Source organism: Faecalibacterium sp. Marseille-Q0746 (assembly GCF_017377595.1).
GTDB classification, from domain to species: domain Bacteria; phylum Bacillota; class Clostridia; order Oscillospirales; family Ruminococcaceae; genus Faecalibacterium; species Faecalibacterium duncaniae.
Genome location: NZ_JAFREI010000002.1, coordinates 185,756 through 209,102 on the forward strand (window position 1 = coordinate 185,756; position 23,347 = coordinate 209,102).

The window sequence follows — 23,347 nt, forward strand, 5'->3', positions numbered from 1 at the left end:
CGAAGCAGGGGAAAGGCCCCCTCTGAGAGGGGGCTGTCTGCGCAGCAGACTGAAGGAGTAAAGGAAAAATCAGCGGCTGAGTCCTTCGGCGAATAAAACAAAAAAATATTGGAAAAACTGTTGACATTCCTAATCAAAACGAGTATTATATAACTGTTGCGCGTCCCCATAGGGGAAGTGCGGCTAAAAAGTCGGAAAATATCCGATGTTCACTATTAAGAAAGGAGAAACAAAATGCCTACTTTTAACCAGCTTGTACGCAAAGGCCGTGAGGTCCTGGTTACCAAGAGCACCGCTCCCGCCCTGCAGAAGACTTATAACTCTCAGAAGAAGCAGTACTCTGATCTGAGCAGCCCCCAGAAGCGTGGTGTCTGCACTGCAGTTCGTACCATGACCCCCAAGAAGCCTAACTCTGCTCTGCGTAAGGTTGCTCGTGTCCGCCTCACGAATGGTATCGAGGTCACCTCTTACATTCCCGGTATCGGCCATAACCTGCAGGAGCACTCCGTCGTGCTGATCCGTGGCGGCCGTGTTAAGGACCTGCCCGGTGTGCGTTACCACATCATCCGTGGTACCCTGGATACTCAGGGTGTGGCAGGCCGTAACCAGGCCCGCTCCAAGTACGGCGCAAAGCGTCCTAAGGCCGGTGCTGCAAAGAAGTAATTGAGGACAACCGCCATAAACGGCTTTCCATTATATAAATAACAAGTCCGCATTGTGCGGAGGGTAACGGTTTATGTAAGGTCAGCTCTTTGTGACACAACGGGAGTTTTATTACTTTCGAGTACCGATGATATCATTCTGTGAAGGAGGGAAGAAAGATGCCTAGAAGAGGTAACATTGCTAAGCGCGATGTCTTAGCTGATCCTATTTACAATTCCAAGATGGTCACCCGTCTGGTCAACAGCGTGATGCTGGATGGCAAGAAGGGCGTCGCTCAGAAGATCGTTTACGAGGCTTTCTCCATGATTCAGGAAAAGACCGGCAACGATCCTCTGGAAACTTTCGAGAAGGCGATGGAGAACATCATGCCCAGCCTCGAGTGCAAGACCCGCCGTGTTGGTGGTGCTAACTACCAGGTTCCTCTGGAAGTCAGCCCTGCCCGCCGCGAGACCCTGGGTCTGCGCTGGCTGACCGCTTACAGCCGCAGCCGTGGTGAGAAGACCATGGCCCAGCGTCTGGCCGCCGAGATCATGGATGCTGCCAACAACACTGGTAACGCCGTGAAGAAGCGCGAGGATACCCACAAGATGGCCGAGGCCAACAAGGCTTTCGCTCATTTCCGTTATTGATCTGTTCTGTAGGAGGTTAATTTCATGGCTACACCCAGAGAAGTTTCTCTTCAGATGACGAGAAATATCGGCATTATGGCCCATATCGATGCTGGTAAGACTACGACTACCGAGCGTATTCTGTACTACACCGGCATCAATCACAAGATCGGCGAAGTCCATGATGGCGGCGCTACCATGGACTGGATGGTTCAGGAGCAGGAGCGTGGTATCACCATCACTTCCGCTGCTACCACCTGCTACTGGAGCCACTCTGAGACCCAGAAGGATCCGGTTGCATTCAAGAAGAACCGTCACCGCATCAACATCATCGACACTCCGGGCCACGTGGACTTCACTGTTGAGGTCCAGCGTTCCCTGCGCGTGCTGGACGGTTCTGTGACCGTTCTGGCTGCTAAGGGCGGTGTCGAGCCTCAGTCTGAGACCGTCTGGCGTCAGGCTGACGAGTACAAAGTCCCCCGCATGGTTTACGTCAACAAGATGGATACCATGGGTGCCGACTTCTTCCGCTGCATCAAGATGCTGCATGATCGTCTGCACGCAAACGGCGTGGCGATCCAGCTGCCTATCGGTCAGGAGGATACCTTCCGCGGTATCGTTGACCTGGTCGATATGAACGCTGAGGTCTACTACGACGATATGGGCAACGACATGCGCACTGAGCCGATCCCCGAGGATATGGTCGAGCAGGCTGAAGAGTACCGTAACATTCTGGTCGAGGCTGTTGCCGAGAACGACGAAGTCCTGATGGAAAAGTACCTCGAGGGTGAGGAGATCACTCGTGAGGAACTGAAGGCTGCTATCCGCAAGGAGACCATTGCAAATACTCTGGTTCCCGTTACCTGCGGTTCTTCCTACAAGAACCGTGGTGTCCAGAAGCTGCTGGACGCTATCGTGGACTATATGCCCGCACCTACCGATGTCGAGGACATCAAGGGTGTGAATCCTGAGACCGAAGAGCAGGAGACCCGTCCGTCTTCCGACGACGCTCCCTTCGCAGCTCTGGCCTTCAAGATCGCTACCGACCCGTTCGTTGGTAAGCTGGCTTACTTCCGTGTCTACTCCGGTAAGGTCGAGGCAGGTACTACTGTCTACAACTCCGTGAAGGACACCAAGGAGCGTATGGGCCGCATCCTGCAGATGCACTCCAACCACCGCAAGGATATCGACTGCTGCTATGCAGGTGATATCGCTGCTGTTGTCGGTCTGAAGAACACCACCACTGGTGATACTCTGTGTGATGAGAATCATCCCATCATTCTGGAGTCCATGAAGTTCCCCGAGCCTGTTATCCGCGTTGCCATCGAGCCTAAGACCAAGGCCGGCAACGAGAAGATGGGCATCGCGCTGGCAAAGCTGGCCGAAGAGGATCCGACCTTCAAGACCTACACTGACGAAGAGACTGGTCAGACCATCATCGCAGGTATGGGCGAGCTCCATCTGGAGATCATCGTCGACCGCCTGCTGCGTGAGTTCAAGGTCGAGGCCAATGTCGGCGCACCTCAGGTCGCTTACCGTGAGACCATCCGCAAGGAGGCCAATCAGGAGACCAAGTACGCACGTCAGTCCGGTGGTAAGGGCCAGTACGGTCATGTTAAGATCAAGATCGAGCCCAACGAGCCCGGCAAGGGTTACGAGTTCGTCAACGCCATCGTTGGCGGTGCCATTCCGAAGGAATACATCCCGGCTATCGACAATGGTATCCAGGGTGCTATGAAGTCCGGCGTTCTGGCTGGCTATCCTGTCGTTGATGTCAAGGTCACCCTGTGGGATGGTTCTTATCACGAGGTCGACTCCTCTGAAATGGCCTTCTCCATTGCAGGTTCTATGGCCTTCAAGGACGCTATGCGCAAGGCTGACCCCATCATCACCGAGCCCATCATGAAGGTTGCTGTTATCGTTCCTGATGAGTATCTGGGCGATGTCATCGGCGACCTGAACTCTCGCCGTGGCCAGATCCAGGGCATGGAGGCAATGGCAGGCACTCAGCGTGTCAACGCTTTCGTTCCTCTGGCTCAGATGTTCGGCTACGCCACCGACCTGCGTTCCAAGACCCAGGGCCGTGGCCAGTATGTCATGGAGCCTTCTCACTACGAGCCGGTTCCCAAGAACATTGCCGACCAGATCATTGCTGGCCGCACCAAGGCTTGATTGCCTGAAACAAAGTAAAATTTTGCCGGGGTAGTGTAGCTCCGGCAAAATTTCCTGTAAAAGCACTTGATTTTACAGGACAAATTTAGTAGAATAGTTTTGCAATGCAATTCTGTGTTTGCAGGACTGTTGTAACCAAATTCAATCCGTTTAAGGGAGGATATTCCAATGGCTGAAAAGGCAAAATTTGACCGTTCTAAGCCGCATGTTAACATCGGCACCATCGGTCACGTTGACCACGGCAAGACCACTCTGACCGCTGCTATCACCAAGTACCTGGCTTTGAAGGGCGACGCAGACTTCATGGACTATGCCAACATCGATAAGGCTCCCGAGGAGCGCGCTCGTGGTATTACGATCAACTCCGCTCACGTCGAGTACCAGACCGATGCTCGTCACTACGCTCACGTTGACTGCCCGGGCCATGCTGACTACGTTAAGAACATGATCACCGGTGCTGCTCAGATGGACGGCGCTATCCTGGTCGTTGCTGCTACCGATGGTCCCATGCCCCAGACCCGTGAGCACATCCTGCTGGCTCGTCAGGTCGGCGTGCCTTATATCGTCGTGTTCATGAACAAGTGCGATATGGTCGACGACGAGGAGCTGCTGGATCTGGTCGAGATGGAGATCCGTGAGCTGCTGAGCGAGTATGACTTCCCCGGCGACGACACCCCCATCATCCGTGGCTCCGCTCTGAAGGCTCTGGAGTCCACCTCCAAGGATCCTGATGCACCCGAGTATGCTTGCATCAAGGAGCTGATGGACGCTGTTGACACCTATATCCCCAACCCCGATCGTGAGGAAGACAAGCCCTTCCTGATGCCCATCGAGGATGTCATGACCATTTCCGGCCGTGGTACTGTTGCTACCGGTCGTGTTGAGCGTGGCATTGCTAAGGTTGGCGATGCAATGGAGATCGTTGGCATTAAGCCCGATCGTCTGAGCACCACCATCACTGGCCTGGAGATGTTCCGTAAGTCTCTGGACTTCGCTGAGGCTGGCGATAACATCGGCGCTCTGTTGCGTGGTGTTGACCGTACCCAGATCGAGCGTGGCCAGGTTCTGGCTAAGCCCGGCACTGTCCATCCCCACAAGGTCTTCGAGTCTCAGGTCTATGTTCTGACCAAGGACGAAGGCGGCCGTCACACCCCCTTCTTCTCCAACTATCGTCCTCAGTTCTACTTCCGTACCACTGACGTGACCGGTATCATCACCCTGCCCGAAGGCACCGAGATGTGCATGCCCGGCGATAACGTTCAGATGCACGTTGAGCTGCTGACCCCCGTTGCTATGGAGGAGGGCCTGCGTTTCGCTATCCGTGAGGGTGGCCGTACCGTTGGTTCCGGCGTTGTTGGCAAGATCATTGAGTGATTTTGACCCTTCGCGCCTGTTCTAAGGCAAAAGGTTAAACTTACAAAGAGCCTTCCCATTCCGGAGAGTGGGAAGGCTCTTTTTGTGCTATCGGCGAATCAAAGGGAAAAGCCTCTTGTTCTGCATTCCGCAGAGCAGGAGGCTTTTTATGCTGCCGTGGGATCAGCCGAGCAGATCATATTGATTGGATCGTTTCTGAGCAATTTCATACACCTCTTCGTCAGCACGGACACCGATGACGATCACCAGCATTTCCGTCTCGGTGCGGCGCAGCTGATAGACGACCCGCAGGCCGGAAGCACGAAGCTTGATTTTTAGAAATCCAGCCAGATTGGTGCTTCTATGGTTGCCCAAAGCTTTTCCATAACCATTTTCTTCAGCAGGCAGGGGATTTTGCTGCACTTTTTTGATGGCTTTCAGGACAAGGAGCCGTTGGCTGCCATCCAGTGCTTTCAGATCCTTTTCGGCCTCGGGGAGGTATTCCAGTGTCCAGCTCATTCGATGTCTACCTCGTCAAAATCTGCGAGGTCCTCTGCCGTGATGCCCAAGCGGCGGTTCATTTCTGCCTCGGATATGACTGTGGCGGGGTCATAGTGCACCATCCGTTCGGTGGCAATGGTCAACAGGCGGGCATCGTTCACCTCATCCATCAGACGAACGTATTCCTCAGGAGAGAGAAGCACGCATTCGGCGGTGTTGTTCTTCATCACAACTTTTGCACCGTTCCGCTTGACATCGTCGAAGATCTTTCCCGCCAGACCGCGGTTGAATTGAGTGATCGGGATCGTATTGGTAATAGCGCTTACAACAGATGCCATGTCTGTCAGCTCCTTTCTATGGTTATAGTATAGCAGTTATCTGTAAAAATAGCAATAGAAATCGCAGTAAATTCACTGATGATATAAAGGCGGACAAAAGTTGGAGGAATTTTTGTTGTAGATCTGTTTACAAATAAAGGTTGTTATGATATCCTGACATTAAAGAGAGAAGATGTCGGAGAATGGAGGACGGCACTATGGCGTTTGACTATAAGAAGGAGTACAAGGAGTTTTATCTTCCACCCAGGAAGCCGGGTATTGTGACTGTTCCGCCGATGAATTTTGTGTCTGTACAGGGCAGGGGAGACCCCAATGAACCAGGTGGAGAGTATCAGGCGGCAATGGAGTTGCTGTATGGCATTGCCTTTACCATCAAGATGAGCTACAAGGGAAGCCATAAGATCGACGGTTACTTTGAATATGTTGTCCCACCGCTGGAGGGTTTGTGGCATCAGGAGGGGGTGGACGGTGTGGACTATGCCCACAAAGAATGCTTTGAGTGGACAAGTATGATCCGCCTGCCGGATTTCGTGACCCGGGAAGTGTTCGATTGGGCCGTTCAGGAAGCGACTGCAAAAAAGAAGAAGGATTTCTCCAAAGTGCAGTTCTTCCACTACGATGAGGGACTTTGTGTGCAGTGTATGCATGTTGGCTCTTATGATACTGAACCGGAGACGCTGGAGCAGATGGATGCTTTTGCGCGGGAACAGGGCTATGAGACTGATTTCACCGGGCACCGCCGCCACCACGAAATTTACCTCAGCGATCCGCGCCGGACAGCACCGGAAAAACTGAAAACAGTACTGCGGCACCCTGTTCGTGCAAAATAAAATCGGGAAAGTTCACAAAGACTGTCGATTTTCGTTGTGAGATGTGCTATACTAAATCTACCTATAGAAACATCTCGAAAAAGGGAGGAGAACATCATGCAGCATGAAACTGTCATCGTGCTGGACTTTGGCGGCCAGTACAATCAGCTGATCGCGCGCCGTGTCCGCGAGAACAATGTCTACTGTGAAATCTATTCCTACAAAACCGACCTGTCGGTCATCAAGGCGAAGAACCCCAAGGGTATCATCTTCACCGGCGGCCCCAACAGCGTCTATCTGGAAGATTCGCCCACCATCGACCCCGAGATCTTCAACTGGGGCATCCCTGTGCTGGGAATCTGCTACGGCAGCCAGCTGATGATGCATCTGCTGGGCGGTCGTGTCTGCCGCGCCCCTGAGCGTGAGTACGGCAAGACCGAGGTCTTTGTGGACAACAGCAGCAAGATGTTCGAGGATGTTCAGCCCTCCACCATCTGCTGGATGAGCCACAACGACTACATCGAGCAGGCAGCCCCCGGCTTCAAGATCACCGCACACACTGTGAACTGCCCTGTGGCTGCTGCAGAGAACGCCGAGAAGGGCCTGTACGCTGTTCAGTTCCACCCGGAGGTGCTCCACACCGCTGAGGGCAAGAAGATGCTCCGCAACTTCGTGTATAACGTCTGTGGATGCTCCGGCGACTGGAAGATGGACTCCTTCGTGGAGAACAATGTCAAGGCCCTGCAGGAACGCATTGGCGACGGCAAGGTGCTGTGCGCCCTGTCCGGCGGCGTGGATTCCTCTGTGCTGGCTGCGATGCTGGCAAAGGCCATCGGGAAGCAGCTGACCTGCGTGTTTGTGGATCACGGCCTGCTCCGCAAGAACGAAAAGGAAGAGGTCTGCTCTGTCTTTGGTCCGGGCAATGCCAACGGCTTTGATATCAACTTCATCTGCGTGGATGCCCGTGACCGCTATTTCAGCAAACTGGCCGGTGTTACTGAGCCCGAGCGCAAGCGCAAGATCATCGGCGAGGAGTTCATCCGCGTCTTTGAGGAGCAGGCAAAGCAGATCGGCAAGGTGGATTTCCTGGCACAGGGCACCATCTATCCTGACGTTGTGGAGAGCGGCTTGGGCGGCGAATCCACCGTCATCAAGAGCCACCACAATGTCGGCGGCCTGCCCGATACCGTGGACTTTAAGGAGCTGGTGGAGCCCCTGCGCAACCTGTTTAAGGATGAGGTGCGTCAGGTTGGCCGCGAACTGGGCCTGCCTGAGTATCTGGTCAGCCGTCAGCCGTTCCCCGGCCCTGGTCTGGGCATCCGCATCATCGGTGAGGTGACCCCCGAAAAGGTTGCCATCGTGCAGGATGCAGACGCAATCTGGCGTGAGGAGATCGCCAAGGCTGGTTTGGATAAGGAGATCAACCAGTATTACGCCGCTCTGACCAATATGCGCAGCGTCGGCGTGATGGGTGACGAGCGTACCTATGACTACGCTGTGGCCCTGCGTGCCGTGACCACCACCGACTTTATGACGGCTGAGAGCTACAATGTGCCTTGGGATGTTCTGGGCACCGTGACCAGCCGTATCGTCAATGAGGTCAAGCACGTCAACCGTGTGTTCTACGATTGCACCGGTAAGCCGCCTGCCACCATCGAGCTCGAGTAATGGATCAAAATGCCGAAAGCCTGTATTCATGCGGGTTTTCGGCATTTGTTTTTATCAATGCATAAGGAAAGGGAAAGAAGGGATAGGTTATGCTGCCGACAAGAGAAGAAGCAATGGCGTTGATTCGGGATGGTCTATCAAATAATCCGGGGCCTTGGGGAAAACATAGTTTAACAGCAGCACATTGTGCAGAAAAAATAGCAGTGGCATGTGGAGACATGGATGCGGAGAAGGCCTATGTTTTAGGCTTACTGCATGATATAGGAAGAAAATTTGGCGTAAGACATCTTGGCCATGTTTCCGATGGGTACAGATTTATGATGTGCCTTGGATATGATGAGGCGGCAAAAATCTGTTTGACGCATTCTTTTAACAATCACACGATAAATGAATACATTGGAAAATTTGATGTTTCAGATGAAGAAATGAAAATGATTAAGACTGAATTGGCTAGGACAGTATACGATGATTATGACCGGTTGATTCAATTGTGTGATAGTCTGGCGGGAGCGGAAGGGGTTCTGGATATAGAAGATAGAATGAACGATGTAAAGAAACGGTACGGCTTTTATCCGCAAGACAAGTGGGATTCCAATATGAGATTGAAGCAATACTTTGAGAAGAAAATGAAGAAGGACATCTACCTTGTTTGTGAGAAAGACTCATTTGTGCCGGAAGAGATAGGATGATCGAAGGTCTTGTGAATGGGTTCCCTGATGGGAGACTTTATGCTATAATAGGCAGGCAGCGAGGTGAAGTGTATGAAAAAAACAAGAGATCTGTTCTGGACTTTTTTGAAGATCGGTGCGTTCACATTTGGCGGCGGCTACGCAATGGTGGCCCTGCTGGAACGGGAATTTGTGGAGGACAAGCAGTGGCTGAGCCGGGAAGAATTTCTCGATATGGTCGCCATTGCGGAGTCCACGCCGGGCCCTGTGGCGGTGAACAGCGCCACCTATGTGGGCTATAAGATCGAAGGGGCAGAAGGGGCCGCGGCATCCACGCTGGCGGTCTGTCTGCCCTCGTTTGTGGTCATCTACCTGATTTCACTGGTGTTTGACCGGTTCTTGCAGCTGTCGGCAGTGGCAAGCGCGTTCCGGGGCATTCAGGTCTGCGTCATCTATCTGATCCTTTCGGCGGGGATGAAGATGCTGAAAAGCCTGTCCGGCACGGCCTTCAACAGGATCATCGTTGCCGGTGTTGTGGCGGCCATGGTGGGCTGCTCGGTGGCGGCGGTGTCCTTCTCGTCCCTCTACTACATCCTGCTCTGCGGGGCGGCAGGGGTGCTGCTCTACCTGTTAAGAAAGCTGCGGAAGGAGGAGAAAGCATGATCTACCTCCAGCTGTTCCTCAATTTTCTGATGATTGGAGCGCTCTCCTTTGGCGGCGGCTACGGGATGATCTCGCTGGTGCGGGAGACCGTGCTGCGTCATGGCTGGCTGACCGAAGCAGAATTCCTGAGTTTTGTCGCCGTTTCAGAGTCCACCCCGGGCCCGCTGGCAATCAATATGGCAACCTTTATCGGGTCATCACAGGGCGGCTTTCCGGGGGCGCTGATCGCTACGCTGGGGGTGGTGCTGCCCTCGTTCTTCATCATCCTGCTGATCGCGGCGGTGCTGAAAAACCTGATGAAGTATGCGGGTGTGGAAGCCTTTCTTTCCGGTGTGCGGCCCTGTGTGGTGGCCATGATCCTGGCGACCGCACTGAACATGATGCTCTCCACACTGGGCGGCATCAAAACGCTGGCGGATGGATTTGCACCGGATGCGAGATCAATCCTTGTGTTTGCTGTTTTATGGGCGGTGCATTTTGTCTGGAAGAAGCGGACGCAAAAAGCCCCGTCGCCCATCGGAATGATCCTGCTGGCGGCGGGACTGGGAATCCTGTTCTGGGGCGTATGAGAGATCATCGCCCTTTTTTTGTGGCTCAGTGCTCCACGAATTCGCCGCGCAGGGCGAACATGTGGTCCATGGGGCCGGAGCCTTTGCCCAGATCGAGCATGGCGGACAGGCAGCCTGAAATATATGCCTTGGCCCGCTCTACGGCGGCATCCAGGGGATAGCCCTTTGCCAGATTGGAGGCAATGGCGCTGGACAGGGTGCAGCCGGTGCCGTGGGTGTTGGGGTTGGCGATGCGCTCGCCGTGGAACCACTTGCCGCTGCCGTTGTGCCAGAGCAGATCGTCGGCATCATTCACCTTGTGGCCGCCCTTGCAGAGCACGGCACAGCCGTATTTTTCGCTGATGCACTTTGCAGCGGCCTCCATCCCGGCGGCATCGGTGATGGTCATGCCGGACAAGATCTCGGCCTCCGGAATGTTGGGCGTGACCACCTCGGCCATGGGCAGAAGCTGTCCGGTCAGGATCTGGATGGCGCTGTCCTGCAGCAGCTTGGAGCCGGAGGTGGCCACCATCACGGGATCGACTACGATATGTTTTGCATCGTACTGGCGCAGCTTTTTGGCAATGGTCTCAATGAGCGCAGACGACGACACCATGCCGATCTTGATGGCATCCGGGTAGATATCGGTGAACACCGCATCCAGCTGCTGGGCCAGAAATTCGGGTGTGGTCTCAAAGATGCCGGTCACGCCGGTGGTGTTCTGGGCCGTCAGAGCCGTGATGGCGCTCAGAGCAAACACACCGTTGGCGGTCATGGTCTTGATGTCGGCCTGAATGCCTGCGCCGCCGCTGGAGTCGCTTCCGGCAATGGTCAATGCTGTTTTCATAAGGAAAATCCCCCTTTTTCCTCTCAGCATAGCACAGTCCGGCGGCATTTGCAAGGAAAACTGGCCCGCCCTCTTTTCTGCCGGAGAAAAGCGTGATAAAATAAGGCAAAAACGAAACTGGGGGAGGATACAATGAACATCACGGTATATCTGGGCGCAAACGAGGGCAATGATCCGGCCCTGAAGCAGGCGGTGCAGGAGCTGGGAAGGTGGATCGGGGAGAGCGGGAACGCGCTGGTGTACGGCGGCTCCCGCTGCGGCCTGATGGGAGAGATCGCCGAAAGCACCCTGAACGCCGGGGGCGAAGTGACCGGCGTGGAACCGGAGTTTTTTGTGCAGGAAGAGCTGCAGCACGAGGGGCTGACGGAGCTGATCGTGACAAAGGATATGACTGAGCGCAAAACAAAGATGATCGCGCTGGGGAATGCGTTTATTGCGTTTCCCGGCGGCACCGGCACACTGGAGGAGATCGCCGAGGTGATGTCCAAGGTGTCGCTCAGGCATCTGGATGCGCCCTGCATCCTCTATAACCTGAACGGCTACTACGATGGCCTGAAAGTCCTGCTTGCCCGGATGATCGAAAAGGGGCTCTCCTCCCCGGAACGCCAGCAGGGGATCTATTTTGTAGAGGATCTGGAGCAGATCAAGGAAATTTTGCAGAAATTGTTTTGAAAATCCTGTTTAGGGTCGCTCTTTGCACACCTCCTGCCGCTCCGGCATAGACCGGGAAAAGGGGGAGTGCGATTTGGAACAGATTTTCCTGACGGCGGCAGTGCTGCTGCTGCCGATGCTCTGCACCACGGCTGGTGCGGCTGGTGTGTTCCTGCTGCGGAAGACTGGGGAGCCTGCCACCCGGCGGATGCTCTGCGGCATGGCGGCGGGCATCATGCTGGCGGCCAGCGTATGGAGCCTGCTTTTGCCGGCCATTGAGCGGGCAGAGCAGGGGCCGCTGCCTGCATGGGTCCCGCCTGCCGTGGGCCTGCTGCTGGGTGCGGTAGGGCTTTTGCGGCTGGAAACGCTGGCGGGCCGCCTGCTGAATACCGGGCCGGGCCGCTGTGGGCGGATGGTGCTGGCAGTCACCCTGCACAATCTGCCCGAGGGCATGGTAGTGGGCCTTGCTGCCGCGCTGGCCCTGCGGGGAGAACCGGATGCCATCAGCGGGGCGCTGGCCCTTGCGCTGGGCATTGGGCTGCAGAATATTCCAGAGGGAGCTGCGGTCAGCCTGCCGCTGGCGCAGGAGGGCAGGTCTAAGCGCCGCGCCTTTGCGGCGGGGGCTGCCTCCGGGCTTGTGGAGCCGCTGGGGGGCCTGCTGGCCCTTGCACTGGCCGGGTGGGTCAGTGCAGCCCTGCCCTGGCTGATGAGCCTTGCCGCCGGGTGCATGGTCTGCGTGACGGCACAGGAGATGATCCCGGAAGCCGTGGAGGCAGACGAACCGGCGGGAGTCATCAGCGTGGTGGCAGGGTTTGCCCTGATGATGGCGCTGGATGTTGCCCTGTAACGCAAAAAGGAGACCGCGTGGTGCGGTCTCCTTTTCGTCTGTCAGTGTGCTTCGAGTATTTCGGCCTGCAGGGTATCCAGCTGCTCAAAGCTGTACAGCCGGTTCAGCGCCTCCACCAGCTCCTTTTTGGAGAGCCGGGGCGGCAGGCCCAGCGCGTTGAGCAGCTGGTATTTCCGCTCGGTACTGCCCGGGGTGCCGGAAAGCCCCCAGTTGTACAGGTCGGTGTAGGTGATCTGCCGACCCTCCGGGCGGGCAGGCGCGGCCCCGGCTTCTGCGCCCAGTGCATCCCGCAGGCATTGCAGGACGATGGCATCATCCACGCCTTCCACGCCCAGCAGGCCTTCCTTGCCAGGCTGTGGCTTCCGCTTTTCCTTGCCATGGATGGCGGGCACGTAGGCCTGCACCACGTTTTCTGCCCCCACCAGACCGGTGATGTAGGTGCGGATGCGGAACCCGGCGGCATCGGAATCGGTGAAGAGGATCAGGCCGTTTTTTTTCGCCAGGGCTTTCAGCAGCTGCTGGCGTTTTTTGTCCTTGTAGATGCCAAAGCCGTCTGTCAGCAGGATCATGGCATCGGTCAGGTGGGAAAGGCGGGCGGCATCGTATTTGCCCTCCACCACCAGCACCCGGTCGGTGTGCAGCAGTTCTCGTTCGCTCATCGTCCGCTCCCCGCCAGCGCCAGACGGCAGAGTGCTGCTTCCAGCAGGGTCTGCACATCCACGGGCTGGCTCTTCAAACTTTTATCGAGGTCCAGCAGCACCTGCAGGCAGGTCTCCAGCTGGCCCAGCGTGTAATGCGATGCCGTTTCGGCTGAGCGCTTGAGTCGGTAATCGCTGCCCTTGTAGCCAAAATCCTTGAACACGGCGGCGTAGCTCTTCCGTTTGGAAGCCCCCAGCTTGACCCGGTACAGGTCTACATAGCTGCCGATCATTGCGCCAGTGATGGCAATGGGTTCCTGCTGTAAGCGCAGCAGGGTCTGCAGCTTTTTGCAGGCACCGGTGGCGTTCTTGGCGGTGATCATCCGGATCATCTCAAACACATCCGCTTCCAGGCTCACGGTGCCCATCTCGGCCACCATGGCGGCGGTAACGGTCTGGTAGCCGGAAAGGGCGCAGAGCTTGTCTACCTCGTTTTCCAGTAGGAAGGGATCCTCGCCGCAGCGCTCCAGCAGGGCTGCGGCAGCGCCCTCGGGCAGGGTGGTATCCTGCGCCTTGGCCCGCTCAATCAGCATCATCTTCAGCTCGTAGGGCTTGGGTTTGGAGAGCTCCTCGGCAAAGCCCAGCTTCTTGCATTCGGCGATCAGCTTTTGTGCCCGCTTGCCGGTTTTGAGCTTGCTGCGCTCCAGCTCGAACACACTGCCCAGCACCACCACGGCATTTTCCAGGCTGGCAAGGGTGCTGCACAGCTCCTCCAGATCCTTGTCGCCGTAGGCGGCGGGGTCAAGCTCGGGCAGCACCACCACGCGCCGGGTGCCAAAGAAGGAGATGGTGCCCGCTGCCATGATGAGCTGCTCGATCTCGGGCGCGGCACCGTCCAGCACGGTGGTCTCCTCATCCGTGTCAGCGCTCAGGATCCGGACAGCGGCAGACACCGCCTGCCGGACAAGATACCGCTCGCTGGAATAGAAATAGTAGACCGGACAGCCGCGGTCTGCCAGCTGACGTAGTTTGGCTTCCGTTGCCATGGCGGGGCCCCCTTTCAGAAAAGAATACCTTATAAGTGTACCCACCGGGGCGGGAAATGTCAATGCAGGAGACGGAAGAAAAAACGACGGATGTCTTTTATCGCTTCCGCAAACGTGATATACTGAAAGAAAACGGCCTGCGCCGGAACGGAAAGGGAAGAATACGGATGAAACGAGCCTATTTCAACTGCATCCTGCTGGACGGCACCGAACAGATGGAGCCGGTGGCGCACAAGATGGAGCTGGTGGTCTGCCGCGGCCGTGCCGTGCACAAGCCCGCTCCCAAGCGGAACAAAACGGTGGATGCCCTGCTTGACCCGTATCTGGCATAAATGCTATAATATCCTTAAATTCCGTCCGTGCCAGAGCGGGCGCTGAAAGGATGAAACGCTTACGAAACGCCCCAAGCTAACATTGCAGCTGCAATACAATTCGCCGGTGATCCTGACCTTTTTTCTGCTCTCCCTGGGGGCTTTGTTCCTGGGGCAGTGGACAGGCGGCTGGACTACAAAGCACCTGTTCTGCGTCTATCGCGGTTCTCTGAAAGACCCACTGTTTTACATCCGGCTCTTCGGCCATGTGCTGGGCCATGCCAGCTGGGATCATTTCCTGAACAATATGCTCCTGCTGCTGGTCATCGGCCCGCCGATGGAAGAAAAATACGGCAGCGGTCCCCTGCTCAAGGGCATCCTGCTCACGGCGCTCATCTCGGGTATTCTGCAGTGTGTGCTCTTCCCCCATACCGCCCTGCTGGGGGCTTCGGGCATCGTGTTCATGCTCATCATGCTGGCATCGCTGTCGGGCTTCTCCGGCGGCATCCCGGTGACCATGCTGCTGGTGGCGGCACTGTATCTGGGCCAGCAGGTGTATGATATCATCTTTGCGCACGATAATGTGGCGAACTTCATGCACATCGTGGGCGGTGTGTGCGGCACAGCCTTTGGGTATGTGTATGCCATGCTGCCCCGGAAACGCAGGAGACCGGCTGCCAGAAAAAAGCGATGATCAACAAACGACCCCGGAAAGCGTGAGAACAGCTTTCCGGGGTCGTTTTATGGATTACAGTTCGTTCAGGACCCGCCGTGCGGCACAGATGGTCTCCTCGCTGGTCTGCCAGACCTCAAACTCGGAGAAGCCGGGCAGGCCCATGGGAACACCTTCCCGCCGGAAGGTCATCCGGCTGTCCAGCACCTGCTTGCCGGACATGTGGAAGGCGTGTGCGCCTGTCTCAGCTGCCAGAGCAGGAAGATTGGCAGGGGTCACACCCGCACCCACCAGGATCTCAAGGTCAGGTCCGGCGGCTTCCACCAGCCGACGGAGCAGGGAAGCGCCCGCCGGGGCGCTGGCGGCCTGCCCGCTGGTCAGGATGGTGCCAAGGTTCAGCGCTTTGGCCGCTTCCAGCGCCGCAAAGGGGTCTTTGCAGACATCAAAGGCACGGTGCAGGGTGCAGACGACCGGACGGCCAGCGGCCTTTGCAGCGGCCCGGGCGGCCGCGTAGATGGGGCGCAGCGCGTCCACGTCCAGTTCTCCCTCCGGGGTCAGCACACCGGTCACAATGCCGTCCGCACCCGCCTGCACCAGCGCGGCAGCGGTCTCGGCCATCTGGGCAAGCTCATAGCGGTCGTAGCAGAAATCACCGAATCGGGGCCGCAGCAGGGCACGCACCGGCAGGCCGGTCTCGGCCTTGACCTGCCGCACCAGCGCAAGGCTGGGTGTGGTGCCACCAATGATCAGGTCGGCGCACAGCTCCAGCCGGTCGGCCCCGCCCCGCTTTGCCGCAAGGGCGCTTGCGACACTGTCTACACAAACTTCCAATGTGTAAGTCATAAATACCTCCAAGGCCCGTCAGCATCTCTACTGACGGGCCTTTCGTTGCTTTGATAAACTTAAACCATTCTGCCAAGGGCTCCCCTACTAGGGGAGCTGGCACGCGAAGCGTGACTGAGAGGTTTAATCCATTACTTTACACTTTCGAGGAACCGCACGAAACCGGCGCGGCCGGCTTCATCCAGCTTGTAGACACCGGCATCTGCCAGCACCTGCGCGAACACCTGGCCTACCTCATCCTGCAGGATCAGGTGGACGCTGTCGCTGTTCAGCTCAGGATGGCGGGCCAGGATCTCCTGTGCCCATGCGGCGTGCTTCTGCAGGGCTTCGGGGTACTGCTCGGCAGGCACCCGGGCCACCAGCATATCTGCCAGATCGAACAACTCCTGCTTCAGGCGGCTGGGAAGGACTGCCAGACCCATGACCTCGATCAGGCCGATGTTCTCCTTTTTGATGTGGTGGAGCTTTGCGTGGGGATGGTAGACCCCCAGCGGGTGTTCCGGGGTGGTGATGTTGTTGCGCAGGACCAGATCCAGCTGATATCTGCCATCCCGCACCCGGGCAATGGGGGTGATGGTGTTGTGGGGTTCGCCGTCCGTCTCGGCAAAGATGAAGCTTGCCTCGTCGGTATAGCTGCGCCATGCGGTCAGGATCTTGTCGGCCAGCTCCACCAGACGCTCGTCATCCGCACAGGTCAGGCGGATGCAGCTCATGGGCCAGTGGACGATGCCGGCTTCCACATCCTCAAAGCCGGGGAATACCCAGCTCTTCTCGATGGGGGCCTTGGCCATGGCGAACTCGTAGTGACCGCCCTGGAAGTGGTCGTGGCTCAGGATGCTGCCGCCCACAATGGGCAGGTCTGCATTGCTGCCCACGAAATAGTGGGGGAACAGGCCCACGAAGTCCAGCAGCTTGCGGAAGGTGGCCCGCTCGATCTTCATGGGGGTGTGCTGGCTGTTGAACACGATGCAGTGCTCGTTGTAGTAAACGTAGGGGCTGTACTGCAGATTCCATGCGCTGCCGTTGATGGTCAGCGGGATGATGCGGTGGTTTTCGCGGGCGGGATGGTTCATCCGGCCTGCATAGCCCTCGTTCTCCACGCAGAGCTGGCACTTGGGGTAAGCGCTCTGGGGGGCCAGCTTGGCGGCGGCAATGGCCTTGGGGTCCTTTTCGGGCTTCGAGAGGTTGATGGTGATGTCCAGATCGCCGTAGGGGGTCTTGGTGACCCACTTCACGTCCCGCTTGATGCGGTAGCGGCGGATGTAATCGGTATCCTGGCTGAATTCATAGAACCAGTCGGTGGCGGCCTGGGGGCCCTCGCTTTCGTACCGCTCCTCAAAGTTGGCGCGGACAATGGAGGGGCGCGGGGTCAGCACGCCCATCAGCTTGGTGTCAAACAGGTCGCGGGCGGTGGAATTGTCCGCGCACACGCCCCGGGCCACGGCATCGTCCACCAGCGTTTTCAGGATGCTCTCGAGGTCGGTGTAGCAGACATCCCCCTCGGGCTCGGTAAAGCTGTCCAGCTGCATGGTCATCAGCAGCTGATTGCGGATGTAGATCTCGTCATCGGGCAGGATGAGCCCGGTGTCCAGCCCATAGTTGACGAGCTGTTGAATGGCAGTAGAGATCACAGCACGGCACCTCCTTCCGGACGGATGGAGAGGATGTGGCACTTGCCTGCGCCCAGAATGGCCTCCATCTCAGCCTTGAAGGCATCCAGCTTCTCCAGCGGCACAAAGGCCTGCACGGTGCCGGCAAAGCCGCCGCCGTGAACGCGGACAGCGCCCGCGCCGTTCAGGAAATGCTTTGCGGCGGCAATGGTCACAGCCACTTCCTGATGCTCTTTGTACCCGGCAGGGATGACGTTCTGCAGGTATTCCCAGCTGCTGGTGCCGGATTCGTTGACCAGCTGCAGGAAGGTCTCAAAATCACCGGCGCGCAGGGCGTTTACCTGCCGGGCAACGCGCTGGTTGTCGGCGTAGATGTGGAAAGCCCGGAGCACGGCACGGTCACCGCACTGTTTGCGGCATGCGGGCAGATTTGCAATAAAGGTCTCAAAGGGCACATCCCGCAGGACCTGGCCGCCGCAGACAGCGGCCACGGCGCGGCACTCGTTGGGGATGGCGGCGTACTCATCGGTCAGGTCGGCGTGGTCTGCACCGGAATCCAGGATGCAAAGGGCAAGACCTGCCTGAGAGAAATCCACCTGCACCGGCTCCACATCGGGGTGGGCAGGATCGGCAAAGTCGATGGTGATAATGTTGCCCACGCTGGAGGCCATCTGATCCATCAGGCCGCAGGGCTTGCCAAAGTAGACGTTCTCTGCCCACTGGCCGATCTGCGCAATGGCGATGGGGGAGACCTTTTCGGCCATGAAGCGGTCGTTCAGGATGACACCGATCAGCACCTCAAAGGCGGCAGAGGACGAAACGCCGCTGCCCTTGGGCACGTTGGAGGAAATGTACACGTCCAGGCCGGAGAGGGCAGCGCCACGCTCCTTGAAGGCCTCACACTCGCCCCGCAGCAGGGCCATGGTGGTGTTCTCTTCCTCCTTGCGGGCAGCAAGGTCGCCAAGGTCGATGACACAGAGGTCATAGCCCTCGCTCTGCACACGCAGCTGGTTCAGGCCGTTGGGGGCAGCGGCAGCGATCATGTCAATGTTCACGCTGCCGGCCAGCACCCGGCCATGCTGGTGGTCGGTGTGGTTGCCGCCGATCTCGGTGCGGCCCGGGGCGCTGTACAGTCCGGCCTCGGTGTGGGCACCAAAGGTCGCTTCCAGCCCGTCCAGCACTGCCGCATAGCGTGCGGCGTGGGCAGCGGTCTGCTCCGGCGAACAGCAGTAGAGGGAGGCCAGCCGGGCGGTATGGGTGCCGCCCGCCAGCTCCTGCTTCCAGACAGAAATAGGCTTCATCATGGCGCGTTCCTCCTCGTATAGGTGAATGATTCTTCAAAGGGCCAGGGCCCGTTCTTCTGATTCTATAATATCGGTTCTGTCGAGAAAAGACCATGTATTATTGTTGCATCTGGATGAAAGGTCAACGCAGTTCCGGCGGTCAGCTCCGGGGCGCGAAATCGCCGCCGGTGAGCCCGTCGAGGTTCAGCATCCCTTCCAGCGCAGCAATGTCGGTGGAAACATCCAGCGCATCGGAGGCAAACAGCTTGTCCAGCTGGTTTTCAAAGGCGGTGATGAGCAGATCCATGCTCCGCTCAATGCTCTGCTTTGCCTCAGTGATGTTGGAGCCCTGCACATCCTGTGCCGAAAGCTGGGCGTAGGTATTCAGCAGCTTCAGCGCGGTGGGCAGGTAGTAATCCATAAATTTCTGCAGCTGGGCTTTTTTGTCCGGGTCCTTTTTAGCCAGTGCGAAGATGCGGGCGCTGACATCCTCCAGCCGGGAGATCTTGGCCGTCATCACCGGGTCGGGGATGGCATCGTTGGCCTGCCGGAGCTGGCGCTGCAGGGCGGCATACTGATCCTCGGGAGCCGGTGCGGGTGCGGGCTCGGCGGGTCTGGGCGGCTGGGGCGCAGCGCCCCGCACCACCAGCGTGCCGGTGCGGTTGTCGATATAGGCATCGGCCCCGAAATAGCCGTGGTCGATGGCGCGCTCCACGGCGGCGCGGCCCCTGTCGGCATCAATGCCCGCGGCTGCAAAGAGTTCGTCCAGCGGGATGTTATCCCGGGTCCCAACGATCTTGTCCAGTTGGCGCTCCAGCTTGCGGGCCTGCTTCATCCGCAGGCCCATGGCCAGCGCAGCGCCGCCGCCAATGGTCTGGGCCAGCGCGGTCAGAAACTCGCCCCAGTCGAACCAGTAGCCCCACAGGTCAATGATATCGGCAAGGCCTGCAAGGCCCACCACCAGAAAGATGCCGCCGAACACCGTGCAGAGGCTGGTCAGGGTCTTGTGCCACTTTTTGGCGTTCTGCTGCTCGGCAGTGGGCACATCGTGGCCGTAGACCGGCTCAGTGTCCCGGGCCGACTGACCGGCACCGGTGTCCTGGGGGCGGAAATCGCTGGAATATTCCGCGTTCTCCTGCTCCTTTTTTTCGGCATCCCGGTCAATGGCACGCAGGATGAAAAACAGAACGCCCAGCGGTGCTGACATGGCGAATACTACCAGCAGGGCAATGGTGGGAATGTGGGCAAGAAAATGTTTGCTGCGTCTGGGCTCCATGGGGCAGAATCCTCCTAAAACAAAAAAGCCGTGTTCCACTTTATTATAGCGGAGCACGGCCCTTTTGTTAAGGGGGTAATTTATTTGTGGGAAAGGAAATTACTTCATCAGGCTGCAAACGGCCTCGGCGTAAGCGGCGGGATCATCCACGGGCAGGCCCTCGATCAGCTGTGCCTGTGCATAGAGCAGGCTGCTGTATTTCTTGACCTTGTCGGTATCACCGGCCTCCTGTGCGGCCTTCAGCACGGCGAACACGGGGTGGTTGATGTTCAGTTCCAGCACCTTGTCGCTCTTCACGCCCTCGCTGCCGGGCTGCTTGGAGAGCACCTTCTCCATCTCGATGGACAGGGGGCCGTCGGCGCTCAGGCAGACAGGGTGATCCTTCAGGCGGGTGGAGACCTTGACCTCCTTGACCTTGCCGTCCAGAGCGTCCTTCATGGCATCGAACAGGGGCTTGTTCTCGGCGGTGGCATCTTCAGCGGCCTTTTTCTCGTCCTCGGTCTCAAGGCCCAGATCGCCGCTGTTGATGTTCTTGAACTCCACGGTGCCGTCCTTGCCCTCGGCATCCTTGCGGGGGTAGCTGCGCATGATCTGCAGGCAGAACTCATCCACGTCCTCGGTCAGCAGCAGGACATCATAGCCCTTGTCCAGAACCAGCTCGGCGGCGGGGAGCTTGGCCAGACGGTCAGTGGAGTCACCGGCGGCAAAGTAGATGAACTTCTGCTCGGCAGGCATCTTGTCCACATACTCCTGCAGGGTGACCATCTTCTGCTCCTTGGCAGACCAGAACAGCAGCAGGTCGCGCAGCAGCTCAGCGTGCATCCCGTAATCAGAGTAAGCGCCGAACTTGATCTGGCGGCCGAATTCCTTCCAGAATGCCTCGTACTTTTCGCGGTCGTTGACCAGCATGGAGTGCAGCTCGTTCTTGATCTTCTTTTCCAGTGCGTTGTGGATCAGCTTGAGCTGGTTGTCCTTCTGCAGCATCTCACGGCTGATGTTCAGGCTCAGATCCTGGCTGTCCACAATGCCCTTGACGAAGCTGAAGTAATCGGGCAGCAGGTCTGCGCACTTTTCCATGATGAGCACGCCGGATGCGTACAGGGCCAGACCCTTCTCATATTCCTTGGTGTAGAAATCATAGGGGCGATGGCTGGGCACGAACAGCAGGGCGTTGTAGTTGGCGGTGCCCTCGGTGCGGCTCACGATGACGCGGGCGGGGTCAGAATAATCGTTGAACTTATCCTTGTAGAAGCTGGCGTATTCCTCGTCGGTGACCTCGCTCTTCTGCTTCTTCCAGATGGGCACCATGCTGTTCAGGGTCTCAAGCTCGGTGTAGGTCTCCCACTCCGGCTTGTAGTCCTCGGGCTTGGGATCGGGTTCGGGCTTCTGGCGGCTCTTTTCCCGCTCCATCTGGATGGGATAGCGCACATAGTCGCTGTACTTTTTGACGATGGCCACGATGCCGTATTCGTCGAGGAAGTTTTCGTAATTGTCGGTATCGGTGCTGTCCTTGATGTGCAGGATGATGTCGGTACCGGCGGTTTCCTTCTCAGCGGGGGTCAGCTCGTAGCCGTCAGCACCGCTGGACTCCCACTGCCAGGCCTCGTCCGCACCGTATGCCCTGGAGATGACGGTGACCTTGTCGGCGACCATGAAGGCGGAGTAGAAGCCCACGCCGAACTGACCGATGATGTCGATGTTCTCGTCCTTGTTGTCCTTCTTGAAGTCCAGAGAACCGGAGTGGGCGATGGTGCCCAGGTTCTGCTCCAGCTCTTCTTTGGTCATACCGATGCCGTTATCGGAGACAGTCAGCAGGCGATTGTCCTTATCGCGGGTGAGCAGGATGCGGAAATCGCCCTTGTTCATGCCCACGGAAGGATCGGTCAGGCTCTTATAATAAAGTTTGTCGATGGCATCCGAAGCGTTGGAGATCAGCTCACGCAGGAAGATCTCCTTGTTGGTGTAGATGGAGTTGATCATCATGTCCATCAGCTTTTTGCTTTCAGCCTGAAATTCTTTCTTCGCCATAATACAAAACCTCTTTTGTACAGTATTCAGATCCGGCCCCTCGCAAAAGGAGCGGCAATGCAGAAGAAGCAGCCGATGCTGCATCTTCTTAGCACTCATATCTTTCGAGTGCTAATATACACCGATGCGGGTCAAAAATCAAGGGGTTTCATAAAAAGTTCAGAAATGAACTGGAACAAAATGCCTTTTGTGCGTTGCTACAAAAAATTCATAAAGAAATAGTTGACCTTTCACAATTTTTAGCGTATACTGATCAGCGGAAACAAACGAGGAAAGAGGAATATGTTATGGCAATGAAGCCGGAGATCTCCGTGAAGAACCTGCTGATGCAGGCATTCCTGACGGGTTGGGAACGCTCGGACAAGAGCATTTCGCAGGATGAATACTTACAGAGCGCCATTCAGGTCATTGAGGTGCTGCAGGTGGAACCTGAAAATGTCTACGCCGAGGAGGGCCTGGGCCTGACCGATGGCGATGAGGTGGATCATCTGGACGACCTGCTGCGGGCAGACGGCCAGTGGCTGTATTACGGTGTGGAGGAGGAAAACTTCTTCCTCATCCAGTGGTACCCGGACAAGGCTTCTGCCGAGGCCAAGCTGGCCGAGCTGGAAGCACTGGGCGACGGCAGGCAGTATCTGGTGGACCTGAGCCTGACCCGCGAAAATCCTTCGGCCGCTGAGAACTTCGGTAGCTCCAACCCGGTTCAGCTGCGGAGCTGAGCTGAGCGTTTCTGACAAAAAGAAAGGGAATTTTCCATGCAGCTTTCACAAACGGAACGGGAGCGCCTGTCCGCTATTCTGGAACAGTACGACCATCACCCTAAGGTGCAGGAAATGCGTGAGTTTATCCAGCACGGTGATGTGACCACCTACCAGCACTGCAAGAATGTGGTCGTGGTCAGCTGCTGGATCAACCACCGCTTCCATCTGGGAGCCGATGAGACCACGCTGGCCGTGGGGGCCTTCCTCCACGATTTCTATCTCTATGACTGGCACAAGCAGGGCTCTTTCCACGGCCTGCGGAATCTGTTTGAGATGCACGGCTTTTCCCACCCAGGGTCTGCCTGTGTGAACGCACAGCGGGTGTTCGGCATTACCAAAAAGGAGCAGAACGTCATTGCAAGCCACATGTGGCCCCTGACCTTCCGCCATATCCCGACCTGCCGCGAGGCGGTCATCGTCTGTCTGGCGGATAAATACTGCGCCATTGTGGAGAGCATGTTCCGCCGCACAAGGGTGGGCGCTGACGAAGAAGAGTGGTAAAGAAGCCGCCGCACTGTTCACATGAAAGAAAGCAAAAGACC

Annotated in this window: 25 protein-coding genes; 15 read left to right on the forward strand and 10 right to left on the reverse strand. The window is 57.2% G+C overall.

Annotated features, from left to right (window positions below):
• Window positions 1-234 precede the first annotated feature (234 nt).
• The 4 genes from rpsL (at window position 235) to tuf (ending at window position 4,817) form a co-directional block, all read left to right on the forward strand.
• Window positions 235-663, forward strand: coding sequence for a 30S ribosomal protein S12 (rpsL, locus tag J3351_RS02165; protein WP_005930554.1), 429 nt, complete (start codon window positions 235-237; stop codon window positions 661-663).
• A 158-nt stretch (window positions 664-821) separates the two neighbouring features.
• The gene (rpsG, locus tag J3351_RS02170; protein WP_005930552.1) at window positions 822-1,292 is read left to right on the forward strand and encodes a 30S ribosomal protein S7; all 471 of its coding nucleotides are present in this window, start codon (window positions 822-824) and stop codon (window positions 1,290-1,292) included.
• A gap of 24 nt (window positions 1,293-1,316) precedes the next feature.
• On the forward strand, window positions 1,317-3,443 hold the full coding sequence (fusA, locus tag J3351_RS02175; protein ID WP_207697018.1) for an elongation factor G: 2,127 nt from the start codon (window positions 1,317-1,319) through the stop codon (window positions 3,441-3,443).
• Between the two features lie 168 nt (window positions 3,444-3,611).
• Window positions 3,612-4,817, forward strand: coding sequence for an elongation factor Tu (gene tuf, locus J3351_RS02180; protein ID WP_156070286.1), 1,206 nt, complete (start codon window positions 3,612-3,614; stop codon window positions 4,815-4,817).
• A 162-nt stretch (window positions 4,818-4,979) separates the two neighbouring features.
• Here the strand turns inward: tuf and J3351_RS02185 are convergent, their stop codons facing one another.
• The gene (locus tag J3351_RS02185; RefSeq protein WP_207697019.1) at window positions 4,980-5,315 is read right to left on the reverse strand and encodes a type II toxin-antitoxin system RelE/ParE family toxin; all 336 of its coding nucleotides are present in this window, start codon (window positions 5,313-5,315) and stop codon (window positions 4,980-4,982) included.
• Window positions 5,312-5,635: a type II toxin-antitoxin system Phd/YefM family antitoxin gene (locus J3351_RS02190; RefSeq protein WP_117504774.1), complete on the reverse strand. Its 324-nt coding sequence runs from the start codon at window positions 5,633-5,635 to the stop codon at window positions 5,312-5,314. The genes J3351_RS02185 and J3351_RS02190 overlap by 4 nt, the downstream gene beginning before the upstream one ends.
• A gap of 197 nt (window positions 5,636-5,832) precedes the next feature.
• Between J3351_RS02190 and J3351_RS02195 the strand changes: the two genes are divergently transcribed.
• The 5 genes from J3351_RS02195 (at window position 5,833) to J3351_RS02215 (ending at window position 10,012) form a co-directional block, all read left to right on the forward strand.
• The gene (locus tag J3351_RS02195) at window positions 5,833-6,465 is read left to right on the forward strand and encodes a GyrI-like domain-containing protein (RefSeq protein WP_207697020.1); all 633 of its coding nucleotides are present in this window, start codon (window positions 5,833-5,835) and stop codon (window positions 6,463-6,465) included.
• A gap of 96 nt (window positions 6,466-6,561) precedes the next feature.
• Window positions 6,562-8,112: a glutamine-hydrolyzing GMP synthase gene (gene guaA / locus J3351_RS02200; RefSeq protein ID WP_207697021.1), complete on the forward strand. Its 1,551-nt coding sequence runs from the start codon at window positions 6,562-6,564 to the stop codon at window positions 8,110-8,112.
• Window positions 8,113-8,201: 89 nt separating this feature from the next.
• Window positions 8,202-8,801: an HD domain-containing protein gene (locus tag J3351_RS02205; RefSeq protein WP_207697022.1), complete on the forward strand. Its 600-nt coding sequence runs from the start codon at window positions 8,202-8,204 to the stop codon at window positions 8,799-8,801.
• Between the two features lie 72 nt (window positions 8,802-8,873).
• A complete protein-coding gene (locus tag J3351_RS02210; protein ID WP_005930530.1) occupies window positions 8,874-9,443 on the forward strand; it encodes a chromate transporter in 570 nt (189 codons plus the stop codon).
• Window positions 9,440-10,012: a chromate transporter gene (locus tag J3351_RS02215; protein ID WP_005930527.1), complete on the forward strand. Its 573-nt coding sequence runs from the start codon at window positions 9,440-9,442 to the stop codon at window positions 10,010-10,012. Before J3351_RS02210 ends, J3351_RS02215 begins: the two co-directional genes overlap by 4 nt.
• A gap of 25 nt (window positions 10,013-10,037) precedes the next feature.
• Here the strand turns inward: J3351_RS02215 and thiD are convergent, their stop codons facing one another.
• Window positions 10,038-10,838 (reverse strand): bifunctional hydroxymethylpyrimidine kinase/phosphomethylpyrimidine kinase, encoded by an 801-nt coding sequence (gene thiD / locus J3351_RS02220; RefSeq protein ID WP_207697023.1) that lies wholly within the window; start codon window positions 10,836-10,838, stop codon window positions 10,038-10,040.
• Between the two features lie 132 nt (window positions 10,839-10,970).
• On the opposite strand from thiD, the gene J3351_RS02225 reads away from it, so the two are divergent.
• Entirely contained in the window at window positions 10,971-11,510 is a 540-nt protein-coding gene (locus J3351_RS02225) for a TIGR00730 family Rossman fold protein (RefSeq protein WP_207697024.1), read from the forward strand.
• A gap of 73 nt (window positions 11,511-11,583) precedes the next feature.
• Window positions 11,584-12,336, forward strand: coding sequence for a ZIP family metal transporter (locus tag J3351_RS02230; protein ID WP_242699271.1), 753 nt, complete (start codon window positions 11,584-11,586; stop codon window positions 12,334-12,336).
• 41 nt (window positions 12,337-12,377) lie between these two features.
• On the opposite strand, the gene J3351_RS02235 is transcribed toward J3351_RS02230, so the two are convergent.
• On the reverse strand, window positions 12,378-12,995 hold the full coding sequence (locus tag J3351_RS02235; protein WP_207697025.1) for a toprim domain-containing protein: 618 nt from the start codon (window positions 12,993-12,995) through the stop codon (window positions 12,378-12,380).
• Window positions 12,992-14,020: a DNA polymerase III subunit delta gene (holA, locus tag J3351_RS02240; RefSeq protein ID WP_156058306.1), complete on the reverse strand. Its 1,029-nt coding sequence runs from the start codon at window positions 14,018-14,020 to the stop codon at window positions 12,992-12,994. The genes J3351_RS02235 and holA overlap by 4 nt, the downstream gene beginning before the upstream one ends.
• Before the next feature lie 167 nt (window positions 14,021-14,187).
• On the opposite strand from holA, the gene J3351_RS02245 reads away from it, so the two are divergent.
• Window positions 14,188-14,352, forward strand: coding sequence for a hypothetical protein (locus J3351_RS02245; RefSeq protein WP_207697065.1), 165 nt, complete (start codon window positions 14,188-14,190; stop codon window positions 14,350-14,352).
• Between the two features lie 82 nt (window positions 14,353-14,434).
• A complete protein-coding gene (locus tag J3351_RS02250) occupies window positions 14,435-15,025 on the forward strand; it encodes a rhomboid family intramembrane serine protease (protein WP_156073287.1) in 591 nt (196 codons plus the stop codon).
• 54 nt (window positions 15,026-15,079) lie between these two features.
• Here the strand turns inward: J3351_RS02250 and J3351_RS02255 are convergent, their stop codons facing one another.
• The 5 genes from J3351_RS02255 to htpG all read right to left on the reverse strand — a co-directional run bounded on the left by J3351_RS02255 (window position 15,080) and on the right by htpG (window position 22,044).
• Window positions 15,080-15,847, reverse strand: a complete 768-nt coding sequence (locus J3351_RS02255) for a copper homeostasis protein CutC (RefSeq protein WP_207697026.1) — start codon at window positions 15,845-15,847, stop codon at window positions 15,080-15,082.
• A gap of 131 nt (window positions 15,848-15,978) precedes the next feature.
• Complete coding sequence (galT, locus tag J3351_RS02260) at window positions 15,979-17,478, reverse strand: UDP-glucose--hexose-1-phosphate uridylyltransferase (protein WP_307862847.1); 1,500 nt, start codon at window positions 17,476-17,478, stop codon at window positions 15,979-15,981.
• A complete protein-coding gene (locus tag J3351_RS02265) occupies window positions 17,475-18,761 on the reverse strand; it encodes a galactokinase family protein (RefSeq protein ID WP_207697028.1) in 1,287 nt (428 codons plus the stop codon). The genes galT and J3351_RS02265 overlap by 4 nt, the downstream gene beginning before the upstream one ends.
• A gap of 139 nt (window positions 18,762-18,900) precedes the next feature.
• A complete protein-coding gene (locus J3351_RS02270; protein ID WP_207697029.1) occupies window positions 18,901-20,016 on the reverse strand; it encodes a 5-bromo-4-chloroindolyl phosphate hydrolysis family protein in 1,116 nt (371 codons plus the stop codon).
• Window positions 20,017-20,115: 99 nt separating this feature from the next.
• Window positions 20,116-22,044, reverse strand: coding sequence for a molecular chaperone HtpG (gene htpG, locus J3351_RS02275; RefSeq protein WP_207697030.1), 1,929 nt, complete (start codon window positions 22,042-22,044; stop codon window positions 20,116-20,118).
• 287 nt (window positions 22,045-22,331) lie between these two features.
• On the opposite strand from htpG, the gene J3351_RS02280 reads away from it, so the two are divergent.
• Both J3351_RS02280 and J3351_RS02285 read left to right on the forward strand, forming a co-directional pair.
• The gene (locus J3351_RS02280) at window positions 22,332-22,763 is read left to right on the forward strand and encodes a hypothetical protein (protein WP_035393585.1); all 432 of its coding nucleotides are present in this window, start codon (window positions 22,332-22,334) and stop codon (window positions 22,761-22,763) included.
• Between the two features lie 36 nt (window positions 22,764-22,799).
• Window positions 22,800-23,306, forward strand: a complete 507-nt coding sequence (locus J3351_RS02285) for an HD domain-containing protein (protein WP_207697031.1) — start codon at window positions 22,800-22,802, stop codon at window positions 23,304-23,306.
• Window positions 23,307-23,347: the final 41 nt, after the last annotated feature.

What these genes read in the sequence shown, in the direction of transcription:
- J3351_RS02265 (WP_207697028.1), bottom strand. Translation starts at nt 18,761, where the DNA reads ATGATGAAGCCTATTTCTGTCTGGAAGCAGGAGCTGGCGGGCGGCACC.
- rpsG (WP_005930552.1), top strand. Translation starts at nt 822, where the DNA reads ATGCCTAGAAGAGGTAACATTGCTAAGCGCGATGTCTTAGCTGATCCT.
- holA (WP_156058306.1), bottom strand. Translation starts at nt 14,020, where the DNA reads ATGGCAACGGAAGCCAAACTACGTCAGCTGGCAGACCGCGGCTGTCCG.
- guaA (WP_207697021.1), top strand. Translation starts at nt 6,562, where the DNA reads ATGCAGCATGAAACTGTCATCGTGCTGGACTTTGGCGGCCAGTACAAT.
- J3351_RS02270 (WP_207697029.1), bottom strand. Translation starts at nt 20,016, where the DNA reads ATGGAGCCCAGACGCAGCAAACATTTTCTTGCCCACATTCCCACCATT.
- htpG (WP_207697030.1), bottom strand. Translation starts at nt 22,044, where the DNA reads ATGGCGAAGAAAGAATTTCAGGCTGAAAGCAAAAAGCTGATGGACATG.
- tuf (WP_156070286.1), top strand. Translation starts at nt 3,612, where the DNA reads ATGGCTGAAAAGGCAAAATTTGACCGTTCTAAGCCGCATGTTAACATC.
- J3351_RS02225 (WP_207697024.1), top strand. Translation starts at nt 10,971, where the DNA reads ATGAACATCACGGTATATCTGGGCGCAAACGAGGGCAATGATCCGGCC.
- J3351_RS02255 (WP_207697026.1), bottom strand. Translation starts at nt 15,847, where the DNA reads ATGACTTACACATTGGAAGTTTGTGTAGACAGTGTCGCAAGCGCCCTT.
- thiD (WP_207697023.1), bottom strand. Translation starts at nt 10,838, where the DNA reads ATGAAAACAGCATTGACCATTGCCGGAAGCGACTCCAGCGGCGGCGCA.
- fusA (WP_207697018.1), top strand. Translation starts at nt 1,317, where the DNA reads ATGGCTACACCCAGAGAAGTTTCTCTTCAGATGACGAGAAATATCGGC.
- rpsL (WP_005930554.1), top strand. Translation starts at nt 235, where the DNA reads ATGCCTACTTTTAACCAGCTTGTACGCAAAGGCCGTGAGGTCCTGGTT.
- J3351_RS02215 (WP_005930527.1), top strand. Translation starts at nt 9,440, where the DNA reads ATGATCTACCTCCAGCTGTTCCTCAATTTTCTGATGATTGGAGCGCTC.
- J3351_RS02280 (WP_035393585.1), top strand. Translation starts at nt 22,332, where the DNA reads ATGGCAATGAAGCCGGAGATCTCCGTGAAGAACCTGCTGATGCAGGCA.
- J3351_RS02190 (WP_117504774.1), bottom strand. Translation starts at nt 5,635, where the DNA reads ATGGCATCTGTTGTAAGCGCTATTACCAATACGATCCCGATCACTCAA.
- J3351_RS02285 (WP_207697031.1), top strand. Translation starts at nt 22,800, where the DNA reads ATGCAGCTTTCACAAACGGAACGGGAGCGCCTGTCCGCTATTCTGGAA.
- J3351_RS02205 (WP_207697022.1), top strand. Translation starts at nt 8,202, where the DNA reads ATGCTGCCGACAAGAGAAGAAGCAATGGCGTTGATTCGGGATGGTCTA.
- J3351_RS02185 (WP_207697019.1), bottom strand. Translation starts at nt 5,315, where the DNA reads ATGAGCTGGACACTGGAATACCTCCCCGAGGCCGAAAAGGATCTGAAA.
- J3351_RS02210 (WP_005930530.1), top strand. Translation starts at nt 8,874, where the DNA reads ATGAAAAAAACAAGAGATCTGTTCTGGACTTTTTTGAAGATCGGTGCG.
- J3351_RS02195 (WP_207697020.1), top strand. Translation starts at nt 5,833, where the DNA reads ATGGCGTTTGACTATAAGAAGGAGTACAAGGAGTTTTATCTTCCACCC.
- J3351_RS02245 (WP_207697065.1), top strand. Translation starts at nt 14,188, where the DNA reads ATGAAACGAGCCTATTTCAACTGCATCCTGCTGGACGGCACCGAACAG.
- J3351_RS02235 (WP_207697025.1), bottom strand. Translation starts at nt 12,995, where the DNA reads ATGAGCGAACGAGAACTGCTGCACACCGACCGGGTGCTGGTGGTGGAG.